Origin of the sequence: Flagellimonas sp., from assembly GCF_965215805.1 — a bacterium.
GTDB lineage: Bacteria > Bacteroidota > Bacteroidia > Flavobacteriales > Flavobacteriaceae > Flagellimonas.
The window spans coordinates 3,473,235-3,486,545 of sequence record NZ_OZ244124.1; the positions used below are offsets into that span (position 1 = coordinate 3,473,235).

The following is a 13,311-nucleotide window of genomic DNA, read 5'->3' on the forward strand; positions in this document are numbered from 1 at the left end:
CTAGTCTTTAAAAATCACCAATAAACGATTTACTTGTAATAATATGTTCAAATACCGATTGGAAACGATACCCGTCTTCACGCACAGCGCTCACAATCGATTCAATTTCCGGTTCGTCCACAAAGGTCACATCACGTCCTACCGCATAGGAGAATAAATGTTTGACCAAGGATCGTGTAAAGTCGTCTATTTTCTCATTTAAAATATACGCTTTTATTTCGTCAATTCCATCAACTACCTTACCATCAGGTAGTTCGGTTTTTACATCTATGGGATTTCCGTTGTTGGAAACCGTCTGAAAAAGTCCTACCGCATTGTAGTTTTCGAATACAATTCCAAAGGGATCAATCTTTTGATGACAATCCATACAGGACACCTTGTTTCGATGAAGGAACAACTGCTCTTTTAAGGTCATTTTTTCAAATCCAGGAGTTTCCGGATCTAGTTCCGGTACATTTGGCGGTGGGTCTGGTGGCCTATCCCCTAAAATTCGAGAGCGAAGCCATACTGCCCTTTTAATAGGGTGCGCTTGGGTTCCATCTGAATGTCCGCTTAAAAAAGAACCTTGGGAAAGCAATCCACCTCTTTTGGAATCAGGAGGTAAACTGACCGGTCTAAAATGGTTTCCCTTTACACCTTCTATCCCATAAAACTCGGCCAAATTCTGGTTCAACATGGCAAAGTCGGATTCTATCAGGTTGCCAATGTACATGTTGCAATTGAGCACATGATGTACAAAATGATAGGTTTCCTCGGACATATCCCGTTTTACAAATCGGCTAAAAGCCTCATATTCGTTCACATTGGTGCTCATGGTCTCATGACGATCCAGTCGCAGCCATTCTTTGGAAAAATTGCGCACCATTTCCCAAATCTTATCGTCTTGCAACATCCGTTGCACCTGCTTTTTTAGTTCTTTCTTTTTGTGGAGTTTGCCCCTATCCGCCAGTGCCAGTAATTCTTGGTCTGGTGGCGAATCCCAAAGGAAATAGGATAAACGGGAAGCCAGGAAGAATTCGCGCTCATCATCGGAAGTCCCTTTTTCAGGTTCCGCCAAATAGATGAAGTTGGGGGAACAGAGTATGGCAACCAACACCTCCTTGACTCCATCTTCATAGCGATCATAGTCTTCCTTGATTGCTCTCCAAAATTCCATATATGTTTCCACTTCTCCCTTTTCCAAGGGTCTTCTGAAAGCCTTCTCCATAAAACTGGAGAGTACTTGCGAGGTATACTTCTCCTTATCGGCTACATCAGGGGAATCAAAAAATATGTCTGTATGACTTTTTGGAGGCCAAACCGGATGGTAGGGGGCTTCAAACTCAATTTCGTGAACTAAAAGCGGTGGCCCCGAATCACGATTGTCCTTAACCAGGTAATCGTTCCAAACCCCCATCCCCATGATATTGGCCAAAATTTCGGTTTCCAAAGTATCAATCACCGGAATAGGAAGATCTTCCAATCTGCCCTTAAAAATATATTGTCTTGGTTGGTCCGAGTTAATAACGTTTCTGAAATCATCAAAGTTCTTATAGTCAATGCCATCATCGGTACGTGTTCCTGCAAAAACCCGCATTATTGGTGCCGCTAAATCATATTTCCGCTTGCTTTCCTCTTCTTCGCTATCCAATTGAAGGGACACGGGATGGTCGTCTGGAAATGGGGTGATGATTAGCTTTCCAAAACCTACAAAAAATCGTCCCCCTAGCTCCAAGTTGTGTTTTCCTTCTTCCAGATATGCCAAAGTCAATGGGGTTACCATGTCCATTCCACCTTCTTCGGGTTCTACCAAATGCAGTCGTTCCTGTAAACGGAACTGATCTAATCTAAGCCCTATGGAAGGCATTCCATCTTGAGCAGCATAGGGGTGGGTAAAGTCAATTTGGTAATAGCCCGTCTTTGGAGCGATAAAAGTGGTTCTGGCAAAACTATAGTTGGTCAAATCCTCTGAGACCAAATATTTTCCCTTTTTGATCAGGTTTCTCTTATCCTTAAATGCTCTGTCACCCAAGGTTATGGTACTCGCCATAGGTTCTGCTGGAACAGGTGTGCGGAGACTAATCAAACCTTCTTTCTTAACATGTTCCTGATACCCTTTGGAGGCTTTCACCCGGAATTCAAAATCCCCGTCCATGGGAAAATAATCTTTGACCAAAAGCTTCAAATTGGGTGAAGGACCCTGCCATGATTTTGGACTTACTTCTTTATGCGGTAAGGCAGAATAGAGTATCACACCATCCTCCACTACTTCGTAGCGATCCGCATGGGAACCTCTCATCCCTACCCCAACGTTCTTTTTGACTTCTGTAAAGTACGCTTCCTCAAGACTGTCTTTGGGCTGAATGGGCAAGCCGTCTCCATCCAAGATGTCCACTATAAAATCGTCTGAATTGATGGGTGCACTTTGGTATCCTCCTATCATTGCCGCTGGCAATTCTTCGCCTATACCTTTTCCGAACTTAATCCGATAGTAGGTAGAGGCTGGTTTTTCAGTTGAAACAATGGCTTTGTCCAGGGCTTCCCTTGCAATTTGTTTGTAGTATTCGATATGAAGGGCTGACGTTTGCAGTTCTTGCCCATTATTACTGAAACCCATCTCGGATTTCTCATCATCGGGCAACACATCCCCAAAATCCACCGATACATTCAATAACTCGTTAAGTGAATTGGTATATTGTTTTTTGGTCAACCTGCGTATTACAGCCGCCTGACTTGATTTTTTAATCTTTATCGCATTCTGTACCGAAGCGGTAATCCAATCCACCAACATCCGCCGTTCTTCATCCGTAAGTTGCTCCTCATCCTCTGGGGGCATCTCACCGCTATTGATCATATCCAGCATTCCACGCCATGTAGCAGCATCGGGTCCTTTAATTAAATCTGGATTGATACTGTCCAACCGCAAACCCGCTTTTTGTTCTTCAGGGCCATGGCACTGGACGCAGTACTTTTCAATTACCGGGCGGAGGTCCTGTCCAAAATCGTAGGTACTAAGTGTTTTGTCCACCTTAGAATTATTCATGGCCACCAAGCCTTTTAGGGCATATGGGTCATCACCAAAAAAAGTACGTACTTCTTGTGGAAGACTTTTGGTCAAATAATCTGAGCCGTGTGTCAGGGAACCTCCAAAATGGCCTGCAATACTAAGCAACACTACATTTACAAACAGGGACCATTGGTATATGGAAAACTTACCTATTTTGTTGGGTAAATTTCTTTTGTGTAGCGCATACAGCCAAATGCTTAACACCGCAGTTGCCACCCCAAACCATTTGTGAAGTGTGAAAACATCACTACCATAACTTCCTGAGCCTGCCAGCAAGGTTCCGGCCAACACAGCAGGTATTGCTGTTATGACAATGAACTTCAGCACCACTCCACGAATGGGACCCATATGGGATTTGGGAACAATAATTTCAAGGATAAAAAGACACAATAAGGCCCCAATGGGCAAATGCACAATCAATGGGTGGAATTTTCCAAAAAAGTCCAAAAGCCAATGGGTATCACCCTGGAAGGGTAACAATGGTATTGCGATAAGAATTACAGATAATAATACAGCCTTAAAGACCAAATTATTGTCTTTCATGTAGTAGCTAGCTTAGAGGTTTGACCAAAAATTTTTAATCCTTTGACATCCAAAGGATGCAACTTGTAGACAAATCTAATTCATCAAAGCCCTAGGATTCTCCTAAAAATTTGCTTTTTTCAATACTTTAATTGCACTATTCTGATAAATAGCCAAAGTTTTAACAAAAAAATACGGTTAATGACCCAATTGCAGAAGTCGTTTGGAGTTGCATGGAGCCTTTCCCAAGTTATTTCAAATTATTCAAAATAAAATCCAAAGTGGGATTGGTATTCAGTTTTTGCTGAAAGGATATGCTTTTGTGCGAAATGGGTTGGGCCAACCCCAAAGTCCTTAGATATCTGATCATATCCTCATCTTCCAAAGCTACCTTTCCGGAAAGCAAAATATCCAAGCTCTCTTCCTTTTGATATCGTTTGTATATTTTCCGTAGCCCACTCAAATACAAACGATCTTTGGTGAAACCTCCACCCCTATGTGCCCGCAAGGTAATGCCAAAAGCTTCGTCCCTGTTAAGTTTGTATTGCCCATGAATTAAATCGAAAGTATCCGCAAATGAATAGCCCTTAATCAAACTATCCGCCGCCAAAACCCTGTATGACAATTCCTTCAGTCGCTTTAAGGTCAGCGCCCCGCCCATATATTCACTGAACACTGCCAAGCCCTCTTGGGTCTCTACATTTTTGGGAAGACCATTGGAAAAAATCTTTAAAGGCTGCAACAGTCCATTAAAGGTGGTGACCAAATGCACCCCAATCTCATGGTTAGATAATGTAAGCAATTGATTTTTACTGAACTTGATGTTTTTTCGAATCAAAAGGGATTGGGAACTGTTGCTCACCATAGCCTCTGCGGCTATATGGGTAGAAAATTTAATGTTTAGTGGGAAACTATATTGGTGTGAAAACTCTTCAAAATACGCCCTTGCCTCCTCAGCGGTATACACTTTCTCTATATCGGAAGAGCTTGGTTCATCTTCGTAGTGCAGTATATACCTTGCATTCTGAACATCCCGCTCAGTTGGAGTTCCGTAAACCCGGAGGGAATTATAATAGAATTTTTTGCTTTTCCCAATGGTCTCAATGCATTGGATCATATTGGAATAGTGATAAATCACTTCCTGGTACAATTGTCTGATCCGCTCATCCTTGATTCGCTCCAATCGCTGTGAAAAGAACAAACGATGCAATTTATAGGGGTCAAACTTTAATTTGGGATACTTGAAATTTGGGTTGGATGTAAACTTGGAAGCAAAAAAGCGTTGTTTCTCCTTTTCAATGTTCAAAGGATTGATATAGCTCAAAAGCTCAATCCTTCGTACCAAACGATCAAGGTTCGCATCAATTTCAAAAAGATTGCTGTACTCTTTTTCCAGTCGCTTTATTTCCTGAGTCCCAATCATGCAGAGGCTTTTTCAAATTCTTTGACCAGTTCCGGTATTAAAACCTTCAGCTGATCTTCTACCGATTTCACCACTTCGGGAAAAATAACTCCCGTGAGTTCATCACAATAGATTTTGGAGATTTCGGTCGCCAAAACTAAGGTATTTTCGAAGTTTTGGGTGATATATTTTAAAAAATGCCCATTTCCGTAGAAGGTATCGTTGATTTTGGCGGTAGTTTGAATGCCATTGGGCAAATGCATGGATTCCAATTTGAATCTCCAACTTTCAACAAGGGAGCCATATCTTTCCATATCAATATTGGAAGTCCCCAAATTCCAAACAGGCACTTTCCTGTCCCAACGTTTCCAGTTGTAGCTGTGCATATCAAAAACCACAACATCCCGAAACTCCTTCTCCAGCTTATCTATCAACGCATGAACAACTCGATAGAAATTGCGGTGTTTGGCAAGACTTTTCTCTTTTTCCTCCTTGGGTAGTTCCCTTTTCCATAACTGTTTGCCCCAGGCCGTATCAAAAATTGCGGTTTCCGGAGGACGGTTTAGGTCGTATTCAAACCGACTATCACATCCAGTAATTAGAATGGGAAAAGTTTGCACCATTTCTCGGGTGCATGGGTCCTCTTCGTACCATCGTTCATATTCGGTATGCAGGCAATTATCCCAAAGTGATTGTCTGAATTGATGTCCGTCATGAACAGCCCCGCAAACAAAGGGAACGTATCTGTCGATTTTTATGGTAAAGGAATAATCTTGGGCTACAGCTTCAAAACATGCTCCACCCTCAATTAAAAGTATAATATCATCAACGGTCCGCTTATGCATTTTCCACCTCGCTTCGTAGTCTTGACCTTCTGTCAAAAGCTTGGAGCTTATCCAAAACCTTGCTTTCCACAAAATCAATGACCTTGCACTGTATCTTGGTTTTGTACACCTTGTTCATATAGGTAATGCCTCCAGGGGACATCACATTGACTTCCACCAATTTGCCGCCGATGACATCAATGCCGACAAAATAAAGTCCATCATTGACCAGTTTTGGGCCAATCTGCTTGCACAAGGCTTTTTCTTGTTTGGTCAGTGTATGTTTGGAGACGGAGCCTCCTGCAGAAACATTGGAACGGTGGTCATCCGAACCCGGAATGCGCCGCATAGCACCTATAGGTTCCCCATTCAAAATCAAGACTCTGACATCTCCTTGATCCGCCCCTTCTATGTATTCTTGAAGAATCACATAGTTGGACGTACCATCGGAGTTGGTCACATAGAAATCCAACAGGGATTTGATATTCGACATAGCCGATTTTTCAATCAAAATGACACCCGATCCACCAAAACCATTCAACGGCTTCAAGATCATCTTGTCCGCTGGTGATTCTTTAATCTGTTGTACCAAATACCGTTTGTTCTTGGAGACGTGGGTAGCGGGTATAATGTTGCTATGGCTATCACCAAAGGCTGCGGTGTATAGTTTGTTGTTGGCTTCGCGAAGGCCTTGAAGCGAATTCATGATGAATACATCATCCTTTACCGAATCCAAAAAGTTCAACATTAAAGGATCAAGAGGTGGATTTGCGCGCATAAAAATCACATCAAATCCTGCCAATGGAAGCATTTCCTCTCTGATAGAGGCCTGTCTGTAAAATGTTTTTAAGTTGCTGGAAACCTTATCCATCCGGTTTATGACCGTGCAAAACGCACTGGTTACGCTGTTCCGAATGGTGAGGTTGGCAGGCGTACAAAGGGCCACCCCATGCTTGCGCTTTACACATTCATGAATGAGGGCCAAACTGGTATCGTTTTCCGGATCTATCTCATCCCAAGGGTACATTAAAAAACAGATATTCATAGCACCTTATTTTGATGGTTTATCTTACTTCATCCAAGTGGTCATCCCATTCCTTTACATTGGGTTTGCCCAATTTTCCAACGGATTTGGCCACTACCATGGATACAGTTGCATCTCCAGTGACATTGACTACGGTACGGCACATATCCAAAGGTCTATCCACCGCAAAAATCAAGGCCAAACCAATAGCCAGTTTATCAGCAGGGAACCCTATCGATTCCAATACGATAACCAGCATCACCATGCCTGCGCCAGGAACTGCAGCTGAACCAATGGAAGCCAACAAGGCGGTAAGCACAATGGTCAATTGATCCGCAAACGTTAAATCAAAACCTAAAGCTTGCGAGATAAAAACCGCCGCTACACCTTGATACAAACTAGTTCCGTCCATATTTATAGTGGCCCCGACCGGGAGCACAAAACTGGATACTTCCTTGTCCACTCCAATATGCTCTTCAACTCTTTCCATAGTTACGGGTAAGGTCGCAGCACTGGAACTCGTGGAAAAGGCCAACAATTGGGCTGGACTGATTTCCTTTAGAAACCAAAAGGGATTCTTTTTAGTGAAAGCGGATACAACAGCAGTGTAGAAAACTACCATTAGGATCAATCCTCCAACAACAACACCGGCATATTTTAGAAGAGCCAGCAACAAATCTGGGTCACTTGAGGAAACCACCACACCTGCAAGTAGCGCAAAAACAGCATACGGTGCCGTTAGCATAATCAAATCCACCATTTTTAATACGACATCGTTCAGGGAATCAAAAAAGTCCTTCAGCGGTTTGGCTCTTTGTTCCCCTATCAGTAGCATGGAAATACCCAAAAAGATGGTAAAAAAGATAACCTGAAGCATCAAGCCATTTTCACTCATGGCCTTTAGCGCATTGTCAGGTACCATATCCACCAAAAACTGCAATGGTCCGCTATCCTTTTGTCTGGTTGCTTCTTCAATTTTGGAGGTCACTCCTGCATCGCTTGCGTAGGTTTCCGTGAGTTTGGCTACTGTTTCGTCCGATATACCATTGCCTGGTTGCAGCACATTGACCAGCAATAGCCCAATGGTAATTGCCACAACTGTGGTCATAATGTATATGCCGATTGTTCGTAAGCCAATATTCCTAAATTTTGAGATGTCTTTCAGGTCTGAAATCCCTTTTACCAAAGACGCAATTATGAGGGGGATTGCAATGAGTTTGAGCAATTTTACGAAGATGGTTCCCAACGGTTGAATCCAATCGGTAACAAAGTCCTTGCCCCAATCCAACCCGGTCATGACAAATCCAAATACAATTCCTAAAAGCATTCCAATAAGGATCTGCCAATGCAGTTCTAATTTACGCATACGTATGTTTTAGGAAAGTAAGATACTATTTTGGCTGGAATTGCCCTAACCTCAAAATTAGATTTTGTTGGAGCGGGCCAAAAGCATGTAATCGGCCAAAACCAAAGCGGCCATGGCTTCGACTATGGGTACCGCACGAGGAACAACACAAGGGTCGTGTCTCCCTTTACCTTGGGTAGTGACTTTTTCCCCTTCTTTGTTTATGGTCTCATACGCTTGGAGCACCGTTGCTACTGGCTTGAATGCAACATTGAAGTAAATATCCATTCCGTTGCTTATGCCACCTTGGACACCTCCGCTTCGATTGGTTGTTGTGGTTCCATCGGAGTTGAAAGCATCGTTGTGTTGGCTTCCTTTCATTTGTACGCCTTCAAAACCACTACCGTATTCAAAACCCTTGACGGCATTGATGGACAGCATCGCGGCTCCCAATGTGGCATGTAACTTATCAAACACTGGTTCTCCCAAACCAATAGGTACATTTTGGATGACGCAGCTCACTACCCCACCAATGGTATCTCCCTCTTTTTTGATGGTTTTGATATAATCCTCCATCTTTTGCGCCATTTCCATGTCTGGACAGCGTACTGGATTGGAGTCGATTTTGGACAAATCCAATGCTTTGTAATCCTTTTCCAATTTCATTTCGCCCACTTGGGAAACATAGGCGTTTATCTTGACCCCATTTAAAAGCTGCTTGGCAATGGCACCGGCCACTACCCTACTTGCCGTCTCCCTAGCAGAGCTCCTGCCGCCACCCCTATAATCACGGAAGCCATATTTTTTATCATATACGTAATCGGCATGGGATGGTCTATAGGAATCCTTGATATGGGAATAGTCCTTGGATTTTTGGTTGGTGTTGTGGATGGCAAAACCTATGGGAGTTCCCGTGGTCTTTCCTTCGAAAATCCCAGAATAAAACTCAACGGTATCCGGCTCTTTGCGTTGGGTAACAATGGCCGATTGGCCTGGTTTTCTGCGGTCAAGTTCACTTTGGATTTGTTCCATATCCAAGCTAATCCCAGCCGGACAGCCATCAATTACCCCACCAAGTGCCTTGCCGTGTGATTCACCAAAAGTTGTAAGTCTAAAGAGTTGTCCAAAGCTATTACCTGCCATCTATCCTAAAAATCTAAAAGCTTCAAAGGTAGCTGTTATTCCGCTTAATCAAAAACAGCTTAGCCAGTTAACCTATATGTAACAGATGGGGATTCAAATTCATGTTTTCTTAACGAAATACTCATAAATTCTTGATTTAGAATTGATTTTCAGTTTATTCCCACAAACTTATTTTGCAACTAAACCTCCACTGTATTGAAAAAAAGGAAAATCGAACTCGCAGTAATCTCGGATGTGCATCTGGGCACTTATGGATGCCACGCCGATGAACTTATAGCATACCTCAATAGTATTCAACCCAAAAAGCTGGTCTTAAACGGGGACATCATAGATATTTGGCAGTTTAGCAAGCGCTACTTTCCAGCCTCACATTTAAAAGTCCTTAAAAAGCTCATTGGCATGGCGTCCAAGGGTGTGGAAGTTTACTATATTACTGGAAATCACGATGAAATGCTCCGTAAGTTCAGTGATACTTCAATGGGAAATTTTAAAATCATGAACAAGCTGGTGCTGAATCTGGACGGAAAAAAAGCTTGGATTTTCCACGGTGATGTCTTCGATATGTCCATCCAAAATGCCAAATGGCTGGCCAAATTGGGTGGCTACGGTTACGACTTGCTGATATTGATCAATAGTTTTGTCAATTGGTGTCTGACTAAAATGGGTCGAGAAAAGTATTCCCTGTCCAAACGTATCAAGAATGGAGTAAAAAGTGCAGTAAAATACATCAACAATTTTGAGCGTACCGCGGCAGACCTGGCCATTGAGAATCATTACGACTATGTAATTTGTGGACACATCCATCAACCTAAAAAAGAACGTTACGAAAACAAATACGGCAGTTGTGTCTATCTCAATTCAGGGGATTGGGTGGAAAATCTGACCGCGCTTGAATACTCCTTTAAAAGATGGCGGATTTACCATTATAACCATGACCGTCTTTCTCCTTTCTTTGTAGATGAAGATTTGAAGGATATGGACATGAATGAACTGATTGCCTCCATCACCGATCAGAATGTGGATGCTGAGATTTCAGAACTGGACGGTGATCCTGAAATTGCGGACGTTCCCGAAAAAGCCAGGGATTTAGACGATCAAAGCTTTACGCAGGATTGAAACTGGATGTTCCGCATCCCTGTCCGTTCCATCCTTTATTTGATGTCTGCAACTGGTACCATTGGCTGCTATTAGGGTCTCTTTCCCGCTTTTTCGAACTGAGGGAAACAACTTTAACTCCCCCACCTGCATACTGGTCTTGTAGTGTTCTTTCTCATACCCAAAAGAACCTGCCATTCCACAGCAACCCGAGGGAATTATGGTAACCTCATAGTTTTTGGGGAGATTCAGGATATCAAATGTCACTTTCTGATTGGAAAGCGCTTTTTGGTGACAGTGACTATGAATTTTGACCTGTTTTTTTTCCTCGGTGAAACTTTCCGCGGTAACAACCCCATTTTCAATCTCCGAGGCCAAGAATTCCTCAATTAAAAAAGAATGGGATGCCAATTTTTCCAGAAGCTCTTTACGAGGGCTCAGGCGTTTGTACTCATCCCTGAACGATAAAATGGCCGAGGGCTCTAGGCCTACAATGGGAATGTTCTTCTCAACTATAGGTTCCAATTCCTCCAGGTTCTTGGCAGCCAGTTTTTTTGCTTGCTTTAGAAAACCTTTTGACAAATAGGTTCTGCCGCTTTCTGCATAATGCAGTTGGACATCGTAACCCAATTTGCACAATAACTCGATGGCGTCCTGCCCTACCTCAACATCCAAGTATCTGGTAAACTCATCCAAGTACAGCACCACCTTTTTCCCCTTCTTGTCCTGAGCTTCCCTGAGTTTATTGAGATGGCCATTAAAATTGACTTTATGCACGGGCGGGAAACTACGCTCCTTGGCCACTCCAGTTACCGATTTTAACAATCCTCCCAATATTTTGGATTTATAGACTGCATTGGTGAGGCCAGGAAAAGTGCTGCCTAAAGCTGTTAATTTGGTGTTATATGCAAAGAGTTTGCTCCGGAAGGAATACCCGTTATTCTCCTGGTATTGATATAAGAACTCGGCCTTTAATGCCGCTACATCCACATTACTGGGACATTCACTTGCACAAGCCTTGCAACTCAAACACAAATCGAATACTTCTTTCAGCTCCTGATGGTCAAAACGGTTGGGTTTGTCGGAATGGGTCAAAAATTCCCTTAGGGTATTGGCCCTCCCCCTTGTTGTATCCTTTTCGTTTTTGGTAGCGTGGTAACTGGGGCACATGCCACCCTTCATGTTGTGACTCTTCCTACAATCCCCACTTCCGTTGCATTTTTCAGCTGCTTTCAATATCCCTTCGCTATCCGAAAAATCCATAAGTGTATGCACCTCTGGTTCGTCTCTATTTACTTCATACCGAAGGGATTCATCCATGGGGAATGCATCCACGATCTTCCCAGGATTGAAAATGTTGTTGGGGTCAAAGGTGGATTTTAATCTTTTCAGCAATTCATAATTTTCATCACCGATCATCATGGGAATAAACTCGGCTCTCACAATCCCATCTCCATGTTCCCCACTAAAGCTTCCCTTATATTTCTTAGTCAGATGAGCCACGTCCGTTGTAATGGAACGGAACAATTTGACGTCCTCTGATTTCTTCAGGTTCAATATGGGTCTAAGGTGCAGTTCCCCTGCTCCTGCATGAGCGTAATACACAGCCTCTTGCCCATAACCCTTCATGATATCCGTAAACTCCCCAATAAAGTCTTTTAAATCGTCCAAAGCCACCGCAGTGTCTTCAATACAGGCAACAGCCTTTCTGTCCCCAACCATGTTACCCAACAAGCCCAATCCTGCTTTTCTCAATTCAATGGCCTTGGCAATATCATCTCCTTTAAGAACAGGACTGGCATAGCTTAAACCCGATTCTTCTATGGTTTGTAACAGTGAATCCAATTGCTGTTGCAATTCTTTTTCAGAGTTTGCTTTGACCTCCAGCATTAAAATTCCAGCTGGATCGCCGTCCACAAAAAAACGGTTGGCCAATTGTGCCCTATTATTTTTGGTACAATCCAAGATTACCTTGTCCATCATCTCGCAAAGATGCAGGCTATGCTGCATCACTGGGGCAACATCGGCCAAGCAGTCTTCCAAGGTATGGTAATGCGTGGCTACCATCGCCGCAAAAGGTGGTGGTAGATCATCCAATTGCAAAGTCACTTCTGTGGTGAGGGCCAATGTCCCTTCACTTCCGGAGAGCAGTTTGCTCAAATTAAAATCCTCGGAATCAGATCCAAATAGATTGTTATTCAAAAGTTCATCCACGGCATATCCCGTGTTTCTTCTATGGATACTGGGGTGAGGAAACTCGTTTCTGATACGCTCCTGGTTTTCAATATTTCCGAGCTCGGTATCCAAGAATGCATAAATTTCACCTTCTTTGGATTGTTCCTGTTTCTTTTGGAGGAATTCGTCCTTACCCAAGGATGCAACCGAAACCTCACTCCCATCAGCCAACAAACATTGCATGGCAACAACTTTATCCCGGGTTACTCCGTATTGGATGGAAGTAGTCCCTGAAGAATTGTTCCCTACCATACCCCCGATCATACAGCGGTTGGATGTGGAGGTGTTTGGGCCAAAAAAAAGTCCGAATGGTTTTAAATAGAGATTTAGTTCGTCCCTAACCACCCCAGGCTGTACCCTGACTTGTTTTTTATCCTGGTCAAGATGAACAATTTGGGTAAAATACTTGGAAACATCCACAACGATTCCGTCCCCAACACATTGACCCGCAAGAGAGGTGCCGGCAGTCCTGGGAATCAAACCCACCTTGTGATCGTTGGCAAAGGCAATTAAAACCTGGATATCTTCGATGGTTTTTGGGTAGGCTACAGCCAAAGGTAATTTCCTATAAACAGATGCGTCGGTGGCATAAAGTGCCCTGCTTAAACCATCAATTTGAAGTTCCCCTTCCAGTTGTTCGGCCAGGGTTGTGAATAAAGATTTTTCCAATCTGGA

8 protein-coding genes are annotated in these 13,311 nt (G+C 43.1%); 1 reads left to right on the forward strand and 7 read right to left on the reverse strand.

Annotated features, from left to right (window positions below; all coding sequences use genetic code 11):
- Window positions 1–7: 7 nt before the first annotated feature.
- From ACOOE0_RS15370 to aroC, 6 genes are all read right to left on the reverse strand, one after another.
- Window positions 8–3,589 (reverse strand): DUF1592 domain-containing protein, encoded by a 3,582-nt coding sequence (locus tag ACOOE0_RS15370; protein WP_420399792.1) that lies wholly within the window; start codon window positions 3,587–3,589, stop codon window positions 8–10.
- Between the two features lie 229 nt (window positions 3,590–3,818).
- The gene (locus tag ACOOE0_RS15375; protein WP_420399793.1) at window positions 3,819–4,991 is read right to left on the reverse strand and encodes a flavohemoglobin expression-modulating QEGLA motif protein; all 1,173 of its coding nucleotides are present in this window, start codon (window positions 4,989–4,991) and stop codon (window positions 3,819–3,821) included.
- Window positions 4,988–5,815, reverse strand: a complete 828-nt coding sequence (locus tag ACOOE0_RS15380) for an N-formylglutamate amidohydrolase (RefSeq protein WP_420399794.1) — start codon at window positions 5,813–5,815, stop codon at window positions 4,988–4,990. Before ACOOE0_RS15380 ends, ACOOE0_RS15375 begins: the two co-directional genes overlap by 4 nt.
- Entirely contained in the window at window positions 5,808–6,839 is a 1,032-nt protein-coding gene (gene gshB, locus ACOOE0_RS15385) for a glutathione synthase (RefSeq protein WP_420399795.1), read from the reverse strand. Before gshB ends, ACOOE0_RS15380 begins: the two co-directional genes overlap by 8 nt.
- A gap of 19 nt (window positions 6,840–6,858) precedes the next feature.
- Entirely contained in the window at window positions 6,859–8,184 is a 1,326-nt protein-coding gene (locus ACOOE0_RS15390; protein WP_420399796.1) for a dicarboxylate/amino acid:cation symporter, read from the reverse strand.
- 57 nt (window positions 8,185–8,241) lie between these two features.
- Window positions 8,242–9,306 carry a chorismate synthase gene (aroC, locus tag ACOOE0_RS15395; protein ID WP_420399797.1) on the reverse strand — a complete coding sequence of 355 codons (1,065 nt, stop codon included), beginning with the start codon at window positions 9,304–9,306 and terminating at the stop codon, window positions 8,242–8,244.
- 195 nt (window positions 9,307–9,501) lie between these two features.
- Between aroC and ACOOE0_RS15400 the strand changes: the two genes are divergently transcribed.
- Window positions 9,502–10,422 carry a UDP-2,3-diacylglucosamine diphosphatase gene (locus ACOOE0_RS15400; RefSeq protein ID WP_420399798.1) on the forward strand — a complete coding sequence of 307 codons (921 nt, stop codon included), beginning with the start codon at window positions 9,502–9,504 and terminating at the stop codon, window positions 10,420–10,422.
- Here the strand turns inward: ACOOE0_RS15400 and ACOOE0_RS15405 are convergent.
- The gene (locus tag ACOOE0_RS15405; protein WP_420399799.1) at window positions 10,393–13,305 is read right to left on the reverse strand and encodes an FAD-binding and (Fe-S)-binding domain-containing protein; all 2,913 of its coding nucleotides are present in this window, start codon (window positions 13,303–13,305) and stop codon (window positions 10,393–10,395) included. The genes ACOOE0_RS15400 and ACOOE0_RS15405 overlap by 30 nt on opposite strands.
- Between the last annotated feature and the right edge of the window lie 6 nt (window positions 13,306–13,311).